This is a genomic window from Microbacterium sp. USTB-Y, assembly GCF_023703415.1.
GTDB lineage: Bacteria > Actinomycetota > Actinomycetes > Actinomycetales > Microbacteriaceae > Microbacterium.
On sequence record NZ_JAGMTU010000008.1, the window covers coordinates 81,366 to 96,505 of the forward strand.

11 protein-coding genes are annotated in these 15,140 nt (G+C 72.3%); 6 read left to right on the forward strand and 5 right to left on the reverse strand.

Annotated elements, in window-relative coordinates:
* Nucleotides 1-251: 251 nt before the first annotated feature.
* Complete coding sequence (gene pheA / locus J8G10_RS17380; RefSeq protein WP_251447942.1) at nucleotides 252-1,205, reverse strand: prephenate dehydratase; 954 nt, start codon at nucleotides 1,203-1,205, stop codon at nucleotides 252-254.
* A 182-nt stretch (nucleotides 1,206-1,387) separates the two neighbouring features.
* On the opposite strand from pheA, the gene pgm reads away from it, so the two are divergent.
* Nucleotides 1,388-3,031: a phosphoglucomutase (alpha-D-glucose-1,6-bisphosphate-dependent) gene (gene pgm, locus J8G10_RS17385; protein WP_251447944.1), complete on the forward strand. Its 1,644-nt coding sequence runs from the start codon at nucleotides 1,388-1,390 to the stop codon at nucleotides 3,029-3,031.
* A 150-nt stretch (nucleotides 3,032-3,181) separates the two neighbouring features.
* Here the strand turns inward: pgm and J8G10_RS17390 are convergent, their stop codons facing one another.
* Both J8G10_RS17390 and J8G10_RS17395 read right to left on the reverse strand, forming a co-directional pair.
* Complete coding sequence (locus J8G10_RS17390; RefSeq protein WP_251447946.1) at nucleotides 3,182-4,246, reverse strand: LacI family DNA-binding transcriptional regulator; 1,065 nt, start codon at nucleotides 4,244-4,246, stop codon at nucleotides 3,182-3,184.
* A gap of 325 nt (nucleotides 4,247-4,571) precedes the next feature.
* Nucleotides 4,572-5,573, reverse strand: a complete 1,002-nt coding sequence (locus tag J8G10_RS17395; protein WP_251447947.1) for a hydroxyacid dehydrogenase — start codon at nucleotides 5,571-5,573, stop codon at nucleotides 4,572-4,574.
* Between the two features lie 132 nt (nucleotides 5,574-5,705).
* On the opposite strand from J8G10_RS17395, the gene J8G10_RS17400 reads away from it, so the two are divergent.
* From J8G10_RS17400 to J8G10_RS17425, 5 genes are all read left to right on the forward strand, one after another.
* Complete coding sequence (locus J8G10_RS17400; RefSeq protein ID WP_251447949.1) at nucleotides 5,706-7,043, forward strand: sugar ABC transporter substrate-binding protein; 1,338 nt, start codon at nucleotides 5,706-5,708, stop codon at nucleotides 7,041-7,043.
* Between the two features lie 2 nt (nucleotides 7,044-7,045).
* Nucleotides 7,046-8,008: a carbohydrate ABC transporter permease gene (locus J8G10_RS17405; RefSeq protein ID WP_251447952.1), complete on the forward strand. Its 963-nt coding sequence runs from the start codon at nucleotides 7,046-7,048 to the stop codon at nucleotides 8,006-8,008.
* Entirely contained in the window at nucleotides 8,005-8,871 is an 867-nt protein-coding gene (locus J8G10_RS17410) for a carbohydrate ABC transporter permease (protein ID WP_251447954.1), read from the forward strand. Before J8G10_RS17405 ends, J8G10_RS17410 begins: the two co-directional genes overlap by 4 nt.
* A 2-nt stretch (nucleotides 8,872-8,873) precedes the next feature.
* Nucleotides 8,874-10,970: an alpha-L-fucosidase gene (locus J8G10_RS19600; RefSeq protein WP_308220726.1), complete on the forward strand. Its 2,097-nt coding sequence runs from the start codon at nucleotides 8,874-8,876 to the stop codon at nucleotides 10,968-10,970.
* Between the two features lie 114 nt (nucleotides 10,971-11,084).
* Entirely contained in the window at nucleotides 11,085-12,551 is a 1,467-nt protein-coding gene (locus J8G10_RS17425) for a polysaccharide lyase 6 family protein (protein ID WP_251447956.1), read from the forward strand.
* Nucleotides 12,552-12,752: 201 nt separating this feature from the next.
* Here the strand turns inward: J8G10_RS17425 and J8G10_RS17430 are convergent, their stop codons facing one another.
* Both J8G10_RS17430 and J8G10_RS17435 read right to left on the reverse strand, forming a co-directional pair.
* Nucleotides 12,753-13,790, reverse strand: coding sequence for a LacI family DNA-binding transcriptional regulator (locus tag J8G10_RS17430; protein WP_251447958.1), 1,038 nt, complete (start codon nucleotides 13,788-13,790; stop codon nucleotides 12,753-12,755).
* A 13-nt stretch (nucleotides 13,791-13,803) separates the two neighbouring features.
* Nucleotides 13,804-15,108: a mannitol dehydrogenase family protein gene (locus J8G10_RS17435; RefSeq protein ID WP_251447961.1), complete on the reverse strand. Its 1,305-nt coding sequence runs from the start codon at nucleotides 15,106-15,108 to the stop codon at nucleotides 13,804-13,806.
* Between the last annotated feature and the right edge of the window lie 32 nt (nucleotides 15,109-15,140).

A 15,140-nucleotide genomic window follows, 5' to 3' on the forward strand; every position in this document is an offset into this window, starting at 1 on the left:
CCGCATGGGCGACGGCGCCCGGCGCCGGGCGACCGTCGACCCGCGCCGTTGTGCAGGACGCCCCTGCCGTTCTGCAGGAGCCACCCGGCCGGACGCGGCGGATTATGTCGGTTTCGCGGTCGGATCCGGTCCGTGGCCCTGCATATCGTCGGGCCCTCCCTGCAGAACGTCCGCGCCCCCGGCAGACCGACGGCCCCGCAACCCGAGCAGCCCGACAGACCGACGGCCCGAGCAGCCCGCGAGCGCCCGGCCTATGCCTCGGGCTCGCCGCTCACGAGCGCCCGCAGCCAGTCCCTGGCCTCGACGAACACGTCGTCGGCGTACCGCTCCGGGTACTGCACGATGCGACGGTCGGCGCGGGGGTAGGAGCCGAGGTAGACGACGCGCGGGCTGAACCGGCGGATGCCGAGCAGCGCGTCGGCCATGCGCTCGTCCTGGATGTGCCCGTCGGCGTCGAGCACGAATCGGTAGCGCCCCAGCTCGTCGCCGATCGGGCGCGACTGCAGCAGCGACAGGTTGATGCCGCGGGTGGAGAACTGCTCCAGCAGCTCGAGCAGCGCACCGGCGTGGTCCTCCGGGAGCTCGACGATGAGCGACGTCTTGTCGGCGCCGGTCGGCGGCGCCGGAGCTACGGTGCGGGCGACCAGCACGAACCGGGTGACGGCGTTGTCGTTGTCGCCGATGCCGTCGGCCAGAAGCTCGAGCTCGTGGTGCTGCACGACGCCGGGGGCGGCGATGGCGGCATCCGCCGGCAGGGATCCGTCGAGGATCCCGAGCGCCGAGGCGACGTTGCTCGCCGCGGGCACATGCTGATGACGCGGGAGGTGCTCGCCGAGCCACCCGTAGCACTGCGCGTAGGCGACGGGATGCGCCGCGACGACCGTCACGTCCTCCAGTCGCTTCCCGGGGGCCGCCACGAGAACGAAGTCGACCTTGACGAGGTACTCGCCGACGATCCGCAGACCGGGGAGGGTGGCCAGGGCGTCGAGCGTGGTGGTGACACCGCCCTCGACCGAGTTCTCGATCGCGATCATCGCCGCGTCGCTGCGCCCCTCGAGCACGTCCGCGAGCGCCTCGCCGACGTTGTGCACGGCGCGCCACTCCTGCCCGCGGGCTTCGGGCACCTGGTCCAGCGCCGCCTCGGTGAAGGTGCCCGCGGGCCCGAGGTAGCTGTAGGTGCGGCGGGCGGAGGCGGCATCGGTCACGGCGTTCAGCCTAGTCCGGGGTGCGCTCCCGGTTCGGGTCGATGACGCGGACGCCGCCCGTCCCGTCCCGGATGGACGACGCAGAGCCGGATCCGATCCGGTGATCCGACCGGATCCGGGCGCCGTGCGCCCCGCCCTGAAACGATGATGCGCTCGGGGGCCCGGCGGGGCAGACTATCCCCATGACGAGCCGTGCCGGCCTCCCCGCGGAGGAAAGCGACCTGATCGACGTCGACGAGCTGATCGCCGCCTACTACGACCGGATCCCGGATCCGTCCGTCCCGACGGAACGGGTCGTGTTCGGCACGAGCGGGCATCGCGGATCGTCCCTGAGCGGCAGCTTCAACGAGCAGCACATCCTCGCCACGACCCAGGCGATCGTCGACTACCGGGACGCGCAGGGCATCACCGGCCCCCTCTTCCTGGGCCGCGACACGCACGCGCTCAGCCGTCCGGCGGAGCGCAGCGCGATCGAGGTGCTCGTCGCGAACGGCGTCGACGTGCTCGTCGACTCCCGAGACGCCTGGGTGCCCACGCCCGCGCTCAGCCACGCCATCCTCACCTACAACCGCGACCGCGCCGCCGACGAGCCGAGTCGCGCCGACGGCATCGTCGTCACCCCGTCGCACAACCCGCCGCGCGACGGCGGCTTCAAGTACAACCCGCCGCACGGCGGTCCCGCTGACACCGACGCGACCGGCTGGATCGCGAACCGCGCCAACGAGCTCATCGAGCAGGGGCTGGCGGGCGTCAAGCGCACCCGCTTCGCCGACATCGACGCCGGATCCCTCGGCACCTACGACTTCCGCGACAGCTACGTGCGCGACCTGCCGTCGATCATCGACGTCGACGCGATCAAGCGGGCCGGCGTCCGGATCGGGGCGGACCCGCTGGGCGGCGCATCGGTCGAGTACTGGGCGCTCATCGCCGAGATGCACGGCCTCGACCTCACCGTGGTCAACCCCGAGGTCGACCCCACCTGGCGGTTCATGACGCTGGACTGGGACGAGAAGATCCGGATGGATCCGTCCTCCCCCTCCGCGATGGCGTCGCTCGTCGCGAAGAAGGGCGACTACGACGTGCTGACCGGCAACGACGCCGACGCCGACCGCCACGGCATCGTCACCCCCGACGCCGGGCTGATGAACCCGAACCACTACCTCGCCGTCGCGATCGACTACCTGTTCTCGCACCGCGAGGGCTGGGACCGCAACGCCGCGATCGGCAAGACGCTGGTGTCGTCGATGATCATCGACCGGGTCGCCGAGTCGCTGGGCCGGCGTCTGCTCGAGGTCCCGGTCGGGTTCAAGTGGTTCGTGCCGGGGCTGCTCGACGGATCGGTGGCGTTCGGCGGCGAGGAGTCGGCCGGCGCGTCGTTCCTGCGCAAGGACGGATCCGTCTGGTCGACCGACAAGGACGGGATCCTGCTCTGCCTCCTCGCCGCGGAGATCATCGCCGTCACCGGCAAGACCCCGTCGGAGCGCTACCGCGAGCTCGAGGAGGCGTTCGGCGCCTCCGCCTACCAGCGCGTGGACGCGCCCGCGACGCCCGAGCAGAAGGCGACGCTCGGCAGGCTGTCGCCGGAGTCGGTCACCGCGACCGAGCTCGCGGGCGAGCCGATCACGGCGAAGCTCTCGCACGCGCCCGGCAACGGCGCGGCGATCGGCGGCCTCAAGGTGCAGACCGAGCACGCCTGGTTCGCCGCGCGCCCCTCCGGCACGGAGGACGTGTACAAGCTCTACGCCGAGTCTCTGCTCGGTCCCGAGCACCTCGCCCGCGTGCAGGAGGAGGCCCGGGCGGTCGTGAGCGCCGCGCTCGGCGGCTGACGCCCCGGGGCGGGAGTCGCCTCACTGCAGCGCGTCTCGTCTCCGTCGCCTTCGGGGTCTTCGCTCAACGGCCTCGCTGGCGCCCTCGGGGTCGTCGAGCGAGCACGACCGCAGTCCGAGCAAGACGAAGCGCGGTCATCTCACGAGCGGTCACAGCCCGGGGGTGCTGCCGCGCACGATCACCTCGACCGGCAGCGGGGCCTGGGTCCAGTCGTCGTCGACGATGGCGCGGAACGCCTGGTACCCGGCGTCGTTGAGCGGCACCCGCACGGTGGTGAGCGCGGGCGTCACGTCCCCGCTCGCCGAGACGTCGTCGAAGCCGCAGACCGCGATGTCGGCGCCGACTGCGCGGCCCGCCGCGCGGATCGCGGACATCGCCCCGAGCGCGACGACGTCGCTCATGCCGAACACGAGCGTGCCGGGCTCCACGCCTTCGGCGAGCGCCGCTGCCATCGCGGCCGTGCCCGACTCCCGCCGGAAGTCGCCCCGGTGGATCCGCGACATCTCGCCCCCGCCCGCCGCGAACCCGCGGGCGAACCCGTTCAGGCGATCGTCGGACGTGCGCACGCCCTCGGCCGCGCCGATCCCGATCGCGGACCGGTAGCCGAGCGCCGCCATGCGCCGGCCGAGCTCCTCGGCCCCGCCCGCGTTGTCGATCGTGATCGCCCGCGTTCCCGAACCGTCGCCGGGGCGCTCGCCGAACGCGACCACCCGGCCGCCGTAGCGGGAGAAGGCCTCGAGCTCGGCGTCTGCAGGATCCGCCGCCCCCGCCTCGCCGGTGCGGTCGGCGCGGGAGGCCGCGAGGATGAGTCCCTGCGGCCGCTGTCCGCGGAGGGCGCGCAGGATCCGGTTCTCGCGCTCCGGATCGCGCTCGGTGATCGAGATCGTGACGACGAGGCCGCGCTCGTCGGCGCCGCGCGCGACGCCGGCCGCGATCTGGCCGAAATAGGGGTCGGCGATGTCGGCGACCAACAGTGCGATGACCGGGGAGCGTCCGCGGGCGGTCGCCTGGGCCGACACGTTCGGGGTGTAGCCGAGGGAGTCGGCGGCGCGTTCCACGCGTTCCCGGAAGTCCTCGGCGACCTTGCGCGCCGAGCCGTTCAGCACCCGCGAGGCCGTGGCCAGCGAGACACCGGCCTCGCGCGCCACGTCCTGGAGCGTGGCCGCGTGGGCCCCGCCGGAGCCGGCGTGCAGGGAAGGGCTTTCCGGGGTCATGCCCCGAGCATAGTTCCCGTCGACCGGCTGCGCAGTGCCCATGACGCGCGACCGGATCCGGCCTGTCCCCCCGCCCCGTTCGCGTCGCAGCCCGTCCCGCTACGCCTCCCGTCGCCCCCGTCCCCGTTCAGGTCGCAGAATCTGTCGCTTTCCCGCCCTCGGAACGACATTTTCTGCGACCGGAGCCGAGAAGGCAGGCCGCCGAGCGGGTCCCGAGGCGCCAGGAGAGCGAGGCAATCGGTTGCCAACCGCACCCGGGGCCCGAGGCTCCGGACCCGCTCAAGCGGTCCGGTCGAGCGACCCGCGCCCGAGGCTCCGGATCCGCTCAGGCGATCCGGTCGAGCGACGCCGGGTCGACCCGGTGCCGCAGCGGCTCGCCGTCGGTCCAGCGGCGCAGCTCGGCCGCGACGAGGCGCCCCATCGCCGCGCGGTCCTCGCCCATGGATCCGGCCACGTGCGGCGTGAGCTCGACGTTCTCGAGCGTCCACAGCGGCGAGGAGGCCACCGGCGGCTCGTCCACCGTCACGTCGAGCAGCGCCGTGAGGTCCGGGCGCTCGTGCCACACCGCCACGAGGTCGCCCTCGTCGACGAGGCCGCCCCTGGCGGTGTTCACGAGCGTCGCGCCGTGCGGCATCCGGCGCAGCAGCCCGGCGTCGATCATCCCGGTCGTGGCCGGCAGCAGCGGGGCATGCAGGCTCACCACGTCGGCCCGGGCGAACAGCTCCTCCAGCTCGACCAGCTCGATCCCCGCCCGGGCCGCGGACTCGGCGTCCGCGAACGGATCCGCCGCGATCAGCCGCAGGCCGCTGTCGCGCAGGCGCTCCGCGACCCTGCGCCCGATCTCGCCCAGCGCCACGAGGCCGACGGTGCGCCCGCGGGCGCCCGCAGCGGCGGCGGCAGCGGACCGGCTGCGCTCCTGCGCGTACCGGCGCCGGGCCGCAGGAACGCCCCGGGCGGCCAGCACGATCTGCGCCGCGGCGATCTCGGCCACCGGGTCGGCGTTCGCCGCGGCGGCGGAGACCACCGTGATCCCGCGCGCCCATGCCTCGGGCGCGATCATGTGCTTCACCGAGCCCGCCGCGTGCAGCACTCCGCGCAGATGCGGCGCACGGTCGAGCAGCGCGCCGTCGACCACGGGAGCACCCCAGCCCGTCAGCAGCAGCTCGGTGTCGTGCAGCGCCTCCGGCCGGGCCGCGAGCTCGGCCGCGGTGAGGAACGGCCGCTGCAGCATCACGGTAGCGTCGATCATGGCCAGCACGTCGTCCGGATAGACGTCGTCGCGACGCCCCTCCTCCATGACCAGCCGCGCGCGCATCCGCTCGCCCATACCGCCTCCCTCCGCCCGCCCCTCCGGGCGAAACATCCGATGAATGATTGACAGCGTCTGCGGACCTACATTAGATTCGCCATCGACGTCTTGCAAAGTGGCAAGCGTTTGCCAAACCTGACGGAGAACCCCATGCACAGCAGAATCCTGCGCACCGCCGCCCTGATCGGTGTCGCCACGCTCGCCCTCGCGGGCTGCTCGAGCACCGCCTCGGGCGGCAAGGGCGAGGCGCCCCAGAACGAGAAGTCCACGCTGGAGATCTGGATCCGCACCACCCCGGGCAGCCCGAGCGAGGCGGCGCAGAAGGCCATGGTCGAGGCCTTCGAGAAGAAGACCGGCTACAAGGCCGAGCTCACGGCGATCTTCGACGACTTCGAGACCAAGCTCGCCCAGCGGGCGGGGCAGAAGGATCTGCCCGACATCGTCATGAACGACATCAGCCAGCTGGGCACGATGCACACACAGGGCATCGTGCGCGAGGTCGACACGAAGAGCGTCGCCAACGCGAAGGATCTCACGCCCCAGGCCGCCGCCGCCGGCAAGGCGACCGACGGCAAGACCTACGCCATCCCCTACTCGGCACAGGCGAACGCCCTGCTCATCCGCAGCGACTGGCTGCAGAAGCTCGGCCTGCAGGCGCCGAAGACCTGGGACGAGCTCGAGACGGTCGCGAAGGCGTTCACCACCCAGGATCCCGACGGCGACGGCCAGGCCGACACCTACGGCCTCGCCGTGCCGGCCTCGACCAAGCGCGGCTACGCCTCGTGGTACTTCTCGAACTTCCTCTGGGCCGCGGGCGGCGACTTCATCAAGAAGTCCGGCAACGGCTACGTCCCCGCGATGAGCGACCCCGCCTCGGTCAAGGCCATGGAGTGGTTCCGCGGACTGCAGTGCGAGGCCAAGGTCGTGCAGCCCGGCGCCGTCAGCATGGACACCCCGCCGACGAACGAGGCCTTCGAGACCGGGGTCGCGGGCATGTACCTGACCGGGCCGTACATGATGCCCCGGTTCGACAAGTCCCTCGGCGCGGACAAGTACGAGGTCGTCCCGGCCCCGAAGGGTCCGAAGGACGCCACGGTGCTCGCCGAGGGCGGTGCGATCTACCTCATGGCCGGATCCGAGAACCAGAAGGGTCAGGACGCCTTCGCGAACTGGTACATCGGCGCCGACGCGCAGAAGGCCGGCATGGAGGGCACGAACGGCACCTTCAGCGTGCAGCTGCCCGTGAACGAGACCGTCAAGGTCTCCGACGTGCGCGACGACGCCCGCTGGGAGACGTTCGCCACCGCCTATCAGGAGAGCGGCCGCTACGCGCCGAACATCCCGAGCTGGACGCCGGTGCGCCAGATGACCGCCGACACGGTGAACGCGCTCCTGGCCGACTGCTCGCTCGATCTGACCTCGGAGCTGTCCGACCTCGACGGCAAGCTCACCGCCGAACTGCTCACGCAGGGGATCCTCAAGAAGTGACCATGGACATCGTGGACACCGCACGTCCGGCTTCGGCGGCGAGCACGGCGACGGAGGCCCTGCTGGTCCCGTCGCCGGCTCGGCGCCGCCGGCGGCGCACGCAGGGGAAGTGGTGGATCCCGTGGGTGTTCCTCGCCCCCGCCCTGCTGCTCTTCCTCGTGTTCCGCTACATCCCGATGGTGCAGGCCGTCTCGATGTCGGTGGAGAACGTCCGCCCCTACCTGGGCAACGAGTTCGTCGGGCTCGCGAACTACCAGACGATCCTGTCGTCGACGGACTTCCGCGATGCGACGATCAACACCCTCGTCCTCGCCCTCGGCCAGACCGCCGGCAGCCTCGGCGTCGGCTTCCTGCTCGCTCTGCTGCTCGAGGGCCAGACCCGGAAGCTCTCGTTCCTGCGCTCGGCCGCCTTCCTTCCCGTGGTCGTGCCGATGGCGGTCATCGCGGAGCTCTGGCGGATCATGTACTACCCCGCCGCCGACGGCTTCCTGAACTCGATCATCGGGTTCGTCGGCCTCGGCCCGAGCGAGTACATCAACGATCCGAGCACCGCGATGGGATCCATCATGGTGATGGGGATCTGGCGCGGCGCCCCGTACGACATGATGATCATCCTCGCCGGGCTCGCCGGCATCGACCGCGGCCTGTACGAGGCGGCGACGGTCGACGGCGCGAACCGCTGGCAGCGGATCCTGCACGTGACGCTGCCCGGCCTGCGCCCGGTGTTCACGATCCTCTTCATCCTGGCCGCGGTGCGCGGCTTCCGGGTGTTCACCGAGGTGTTCCTGATGACCAACGGCGGCCCGAACGGCGCCACCGAGGTCGTCATGACCCTGCTCTACAAACTCGGCCTGGAACAGGGCAAGCTCGGCGTGGGCTCGGCCGGCGCGGTGCTGCTGTTCCTCGCGACGCTGGTGCTGACGGTCTTCGTGCAGCTCATCACCCGCAGGAGGAAGGACGCATGAGCGCCGGCACCGACACCGCCCTCGGACTCACCGAGAGCCGCACGCCCCTCGCGATCGCCGTCAAGGTCGTGCTGTACGCCGTGGTCGCGGTCCTCTTCGCGGGACCGCTGATCGCCCTGCTCGTGGGCGCGTTCAGCGAGGTCTCCGACCCGACCGAGCTCAGCGTGATCCCCAGCCGGCCGACGCTTTCGAACTTCGGCATCGCGATCGACTACGGCGTGCTGAAGTACCTCGCGAACTCGTTCTTCGTCGTCGGCTTCGGCCTGCTGCTGCAGGTCGTCGTCTCGGTGCTCGCTGGTTACGCCCTGGCCCGCAAGCGGTTCCGCTTCTCGGCCCTGGTCATGGTCGCGATCCTCGCGACCATGATGCTGCCCGAGGAGATCCTCGCCCTGCCCCTGTCGATCCTGCTCTCGGATCTGCCGGTCGTGCACATCAACCTCATGGGCACGCTCGCCGGCATGATCGTGCCGCTGGGCGCCTGGGCGTTCTCGATCCTCGTGATGACCGAGTTCATGAAGGACGTGCCGATCGAGCTCGAGGAGGCCGCGCGCATCGACGGCGCCGGAGAGCTCCGCGTGTTCGCGCAGATCATCGTGCCGCTGTGCAAGCCGGCCCTCGGCGTGGTCGGGGTGTTCGGGTTCACGATGATCTGGGACCAGTACCTGCTGCCCCTGCTCGTCTCCACGAGCAACGCGACCTACACGCTGCCGCTCGCGCTGCGCACCCTGCGCATCGACCCCGAGGTCACGCCCGGTGTCATCATGGCGGCCTCGCTGCTCGCGCTCGCCCCCTCGGTGATCGTGTTCCTGCTGTTCCAGCGGTCATTCGCGCGCGGCCTCACCTCCGGCGCGCTGAAGGGCTGATCGTGACGGTGCTCGAGATCGACGGCGTGGTCGGGATGCGCGATGTGGGCGGGATCCCCGCCGGATCCGCCCGGGTGCGCACGGGAAGGCTCTACCGCTCCGGCGCGCTCTCGTCGGTCGACGACCGGGGCGCGGACGCGATCCGCGCCCTGGTCGGGCGGATCATCGATCTGCGCTCGGACGACGAGGTCGCGGCGGCGCCGACGGCCGTGGGCGAGGTGGAGCTCATCCGCCTCCCGCTGTACCACGGGTCTCCGCGCTCGTTCTTCCTGGAGGGCTACGACCTCGCGGGTATCTACCGGCACCTGCTGGCGGAGTCGATGCCCGAACTCGTCGCGGCGATCCGCGCGATCGCCGCGGGCGAGCCCGCGCTCGTGCACTGCACCGCGGGCAAGGACCGCACGGGTCTCGTGATCGCGCTCGCCCTCGCCGCCGTGGGGGCCGACCGCGAGGAGGTCGTGGCCGATTACGCGCTCACCGCGGAGCTCATCCCCGTCTCCGACCGCCGGGCCACGTCGGAGCGCCTGCGCCGCGCCTATCCCCGGTCGCCGCACGCCGCGGTGCTCGCCACGGAATCCCCCGCGTCCGTCATGCGCGACGTCCTCGCCGAGATCGACCGCGTCCACGGATCCGTGCGCGCCCTGCTCGCCGCGCACGGGCTGACCGCCGCCGAGCTGACGGCCCTCGACGACGCCCTGCTGACCCCCGAGCGTGCTCCGCTCGAGGCGGAGCACGCCCCAGGCGGCGCCGCAGCCGCAGCCGCGCCCGCCGCGCCGCACCCTCCCGTCGCCCCCTCCCCCGGAGAACGCATGACCGCCCCCGCAGACCTCGCCTGGTTCGTCGACGCCCGCCTGGGCATGTTCGTGCACTGGGGCCTCTACTCCCTCGCCGCCCGGCACGAATGGGTGAAGAGCCGGGAGCGGATGGGCGACGCCGACTACGAGAGCTATCGGGAGCACTTCGACCCCGATCGGTTCGATCCGCGCGCCTGGGCCCGCACCGCGCGCGAGGCGGGAGCCGGCTACGTCGTGCTCACCGCGAAGCACCACGACGGCTTCTGCCTCTGGGACTCGGCCCTCACCGACTACACGACGATGAACACGCCCTTCGGCCGGGATGCGGTGGCCGAGTTCGTCGAGGCGTGCCGCGCCGAGGGCCTCCGCGTGGGCCTGTACTACTCCCTCATCGACTGGCACCACGGATCCTTCCCCGTCGACGGCACGCATCCCCAGCGCGACGACGAGGACTTCAAGAAGGCGACCGCCGACCGCGACGTGCGCGACTACCAGCCCTACCTGCACGGCCAGGTGCGCGAGCTGCTCACCCGCTACGGACGCATCGACTACCTGTTCTTCGACTTCTCCTACACGCACCGCCCCGACTACTGGGGCGGGAAGGGCGCGGCGGACTGGGATGCGGAGAACCTCCTCGCCCTGGTCCGCGAGCTGCAGCCGGGCATCATCGTCAACGACCGCCTCGGGATCCCGGGCGACATCGTCACCCCGGAGCAGTACCAGCCCCTCGAGCCGATGGCCCGCGACGGGGCGCCGGTACCGTGGGAGGCCTGCCAGACGCTCAACGGCAGCTGGGGCTACGACCGCGACAACCACGAGTTCAAGACCGCCGAGTCGCTCGTCCGCCTGCTCGTCGACGGCGTCTCGAAGAACGGCAACCTGCTGCTGAACATCGGCCCCGACGGCCGCGGCCGGCTCGGCGCGGACGCCGAGCGGATCTTCCACGGCATCGGCGACTGGATGGACGACCACGCCCGCGCGATCCACGGCGCGGGCCCCGCGCCGTTCGCCCCGCCGACGGATGTGCGGTACACGCTGCGCGGCGACCGGCTCTACGCGCACCTCTTCGCCTGGCCGTTCAAGCACCTGCACCTGCCGGGGCTCGCCGGCCGGGTGCGGTACGCCCAGCTGATGACCGACGCCTCCGAGCTCGTGCCGCTGCACGTGGATCCGGATCGCGTCGCGCAGAACACGCTCATGGGCGGGCTGCCCGCGGGCACGCTCACCCTCCACCTCCCGCTGCAGCGCCCCGACACGGCCGTGCCGGTCGTGGAGCTGTTCCTGACCGACGACGCGATCGGCTGAGGACCCGCCCCGCCGCGCCTCGCCCGCCCGTCCCACGATCCCGGCACCATCGCCGGGACCGCCGTCGACCCTGCGCCGAGCCCGGCGTCGGGCCCTGTCTCAACGAGGAGAATCATGAAGAGACGCACGTTCATCCTGACCGCCGCCGGTGCCGCCCTGGCGCTCACGGCATCCCCGGTCGCCGCGCAGGCCGTCGGCCCCCGTGCCGCGGGGCTGCCCGCGCGGCCGGGCCGCGGGCCGTACACGTTCGTGTCCGACCTCGCCGCGCTGCAGACCGCGATCGACACCGCCAAGGAGGGTGCGACGATCGTCGTCACGGACGGCACCTACGCCGTGCCCGAGGGATCCCCGATCCGTCTCACGGGCGTGGGCGGACGGTGGAACAAGCACCTCACGATCACCGCCGAGTCCGTGGGCGGGGTGACGTTCACGGGCGCGCAGAGCTTCGTGTTCGACGCCGCCCACCACGTGACGATCAGCGGCTTCGTGTTCACGCAGTCGACGACCTTCGAGCTCCCCGCCTCCTGCCAGGCCATCACGCTCAGCCGCAATGAGTTCGTCCTCGCCGACATCGAGGGCCTGCACAACGTGATGGTGCGTGCCGATGACACGGTGATCGAGTACAACCACTTCCACGGCAAGTCCACGCTCGGCATCTACCTCGGCATCGAGGGCGGCCAGCCGACCGACATGGCGCAGAACGTGCGCATCCACCACAACCACTTCTCGGACCACACCTTCCCGGGCGACAACGGCGGCGAGCCGATCCGCCTGGGCGTGAGCCCGCGGGCGCTGAGCAGCGCGCACGCGATCGTCGAGTACAACCTCTTCGAGCGGTGCAACGGCGACCCCGAGGCGATCTCCGTGAAGTCCAGCGACAACACGGTGCGCTACAACACCATCCGGGACTCCCTCGGCGGCATCGTGCTGCGGCACGGCAACCGCACCCGGATCGAGTCGAACCACATCCTGAACGGCCAGAACGGCATCCGCATCTACGGCAACGACCACGTGATCGTGAACAACGTGCTCGCCGGGATCGCCGGCTCCGGGGTCGTGATCGGCTGCGGCACGGTGCGCGACCACTACGAGGGCGAGCCGTCGAGCTCGCGCACGAAGAACGACGCCGCCGACCGGATCCGGATCGTCCTGAACTCCCTCGTCGACGTGGGCGGCGGCATCGTCGGCGAGACGGCGCGCCCGCTCGAGCCGCACGACTGCGTCATCGTCGACAACCTGGTGGTGTCGGATCGCGGCTCGCTCGCTCTCGTGCCGAAGTCGCTGGGCTTCACCTGGGCGGGCAACATCCTGTGGGGCGCGGCCGCCGACGGCGACCTGCCCGCGACCGGGTTCACCAGGGTCGATCCGCAGCTCGTGACCGATGCGGCGGGCGTCCCCCGGATCGGCGCGGGCAGCCCCGCCGTGAACGCCGCGACCCAGGATCACTCCGCCACCGTGACGGACGACATCGACGGTCGCCGGCGCATCGGCGTCGCCGACGTCGGCGCGCACGAGGTGTCGTCGGCGCACGCGTGCCGCGCCCCGCTGACGGCCGCCGACGCGGGTCCGCTCGCCCCCTGACCCGTCGGTCCCCCGTCGTAGGCCACCGGGACGGGACGCGGCATCGCGAGAGCGCCGCGTCCCGTCCCGCGCCGTGTCCGTCGGCAGATGCCGCGCCGTGTCCGTCGCGCGCCGTCTCCGGCTCCCTCGGCCGACGACCGTTCCGGCGCCGTCAGGCGCACCCGCGGTTCCGGTTCGCCGGAGCACGCCCGGCGACGCTGCTCAGTCCCGTGCGGGCCCCGTCGACCCGCGCACGACGAGCGCGGTGGCGGGGTCGAAGGCCGAGGACGCGGGCGCGTCGCCGGAGCCGATGCCGCCGAGCAGCGCGGACATGGCCAGGTCGCCCTCCTCGCGCAGCGGCGACTTGATCGTGGTGAGCGCGGGAGTGGTGAAGTCCGCGCCGAAGATGTCGTCGAAGCCGATCACGCTGAGGTCGCGCGGCACCCCCACCCGCGCCTCCACGAGCTCCTGCATGAGCCCGATCGCGACGAGGTCGTTGTAGGCGAACACGGCGGTCACCCCGGCGTCCCGCACCGCCGCGGCGGCGGCCCTCCCCCCGGCGACCGTGGGGGCGACCGGATCCAGTCGCACCAGCTCGAGCTGCGCCCAATCGCAGCGCTGGGCCAGCAGCTCTCCGCGCCGTCCCGCCGTCCACGACAGGGGCGGTCCCGGCACGTAGGCGATGCGCCGGTGACCGAGACCGCTGAGATGGCGCACGGCCTCGGCGATGCCGGCCTGGATGTCGGGCACGATCGACCGCACCCCCTCGACGAGGCGGTTCACGACGACGACCGGCTTCTGCGCCGCCAGCGACCGGATCTGCTCGTCCGACATGCGGGGTGTCGCGAGCAGCAGCCCGTCGACCATGCGCAGCAGCTGCGCGGCGCGCTCGTACTCGCGCTGGTCCGACTCCTCCGACTCGGTCAGCACGAGCGTGTACCCCTGGCGCGAGGCGGCCGTCTCCGCTCCTCGCACGATGTCGAAGAACACGGGGTTGGTGATGTCCGACACCACGAGGCCGACGATCGAGGTGCGACCGGTCGGCAGCGCCCGCGCCATCGGATTCACCCGGTAGTCGAGGGACTCGGCGGCGGCGCGGATCCGCTTCTCGGTGGCGGCGTTCACCCGACCGGGCTGGTTCAGCGCGCGCGAGACCGTGGACGGGTTGACGCCGGCGAGGCGCGCCACGTCGTAGATCGTGACCTTCTCCGCCCCCGCCGCCGGTGCGGCCGCGGGCGCGGTGGAGTGCTCCTCGGGCATCGGGTTCCCCTCGTCAGACCACCACGGACGCGTCCAGCCTACGGAGTGCGCGATCGACGAGCGTGCGCACGCGCTCATCCAGCGCCGCATCCCCGGTGCGCAGCACGTCGGCGTCGACGCCGCGGCCGGCTCTCTCCTCCCCCAGGATCCAGGCGGCGACGACCGAGGCCGTGGCATCGGTCGCGTGCCCGGAGGCGATCGCCGAGCGCAGCACGGGCAGGATCCGCTGCGGGAGCTTGTGCCGTGCGCCCTCCGCGATCTGGGCGAGCCGGTGGCGGATGCGCGGATTCGCGAACCGCGTGCGCGTCGCCTCGATCGCGGCCGCCAGCTCCGCGTCCGGCAGGCGGCAGCTCGCCGCGGCGGTCTCCCAGTACTCCTCGACGAGGTCGCGCAGACGCGGATCCGCGAACGCCTCCGCGACGTCCGTCAGCCCGTGCAGCAGGCCGTGGTGGGCGAGCAGGGAGTGCGCCCCGTTGAGCAGCCGGAGCTTGCGCTCCTCGTACGGGACGAGGTCGTCGACGATGCGCGCGCCCGCCGAGGCCCAGTCGGGCGCGGGCAGGGCGCCGGGTTCCAGGAGCCACTCCGAGAACGGCTCGCAGACGACGACGGCCTCGTCGCGCACGCCGCTCAGCCGTTCCGCCGTGGCGAGGTCGTCGGCGACCGTGCGCGGGGTGATGCGGTCGACCATCGACGAGCGGAAGCGGACGTTCTCCTCGGTCCAGCTCGCGAGCCCGGCGGCGGCCGGATCCGCCTCCTCCCAGGCGCGCGCCGCGTCGAGGACCACGGCGCCGGCGAGCCGTCCGTTGCCGACCAGGTTGTCGCAACTGATGACCTCGAGCGGTCCCGCGCCGGCCCGCCGGCGGGCATCGAGCCCGAGCGCGATCCGCACCGGGGCGGTCACCGCGCCGTGCGTTCCCGGGGCGCGGAGGTCCTGTCGCACCGCGGGGTCGGCGAGGTCGAGACGCCCCGCGTCCCCGCCCGGCGCGCGGGGGTCGAGACGATACCCCGCCTCGGTGATCGTGAGGGTGAGGACGGTGACGGCCGCATCGGCGAGCGCACCCTCCCACGCCGCCCGGTCGGCGCCGTCGTGCGCGCGCCGGATCGCGGTGATCTGCTCGGTCGCGTCGACCTCGGGACCGCGCACGAGAAGGGTGTACGCCCCTCGGCGCCGGGCGAGGATGCGCGCCTGCTCGGGCGACCGCCCGGTGAAGCCGACGAGGCTCCAGCCGCCGGCGTCGGCGGCGTGCTGCGTGTACCAGGCCTGGTGCGCGCGATGGAATGCTCCGAGCCCCAGGTGCGCGACGATCCGCTCCGCCATCCGTGTCCTCTCCCGACCCGATTCCGGGGTCT

Coding starts and splice junctions, on each gene's coding strand:
- J8G10_RS17435 (WP_251447961.1), bottom strand. CDS start 15,108: ATGGCGGAGCGGATCGTCGCGCACCTGGGGCTCGGAGCATTCCATCGC.
- J8G10_RS17410 (WP_251447954.1), top strand. CDS start 8,005: ATGAGCGCCGGCACCGACACCGCCCTCGGACTCACCGAGAGCCGCACG.
- J8G10_RS17395 (WP_251447947.1), bottom strand. CDS start 5,573: ATGGGCGAGCGGATGCGCGCGCGGCTGGTCATGGAGGAGGGGCGTCGC.
- pgm (WP_251447944.1), top strand. CDS start 1,388: ATGACGAGCCGTGCCGGCCTCCCCGCGGAGGAAAGCGACCTGATCGAC.
- J8G10_RS17430 (WP_251447958.1), bottom strand. CDS start 13,790: ATGCCCGAGGAGCACTCCACCGCGCCCGCGGCCGCACCGGCGGCGGGG.
- J8G10_RS17390 (WP_251447946.1), bottom strand. CDS start 4,246: ATGACCCCGGAAAGCCCTTCCCTGCACGCCGGCTCCGGCGGGGCCCAC.
- J8G10_RS17425 (WP_251447956.1), top strand. CDS start 11,085: ATGAAGAGACGCACGTTCATCCTGACCGCCGCCGGTGCCGCCCTGGCG.
- J8G10_RS17405 (WP_251447952.1), top strand. CDS start 7,046: ATGGACATCGTGGACACCGCACGTCCGGCTTCGGCGGCGAGCACGGCG.
- J8G10_RS17400 (WP_251447949.1), top strand. CDS start 5,706: ATGCACAGCAGAATCCTGCGCACCGCCGCCCTGATCGGTGTCGCCACG.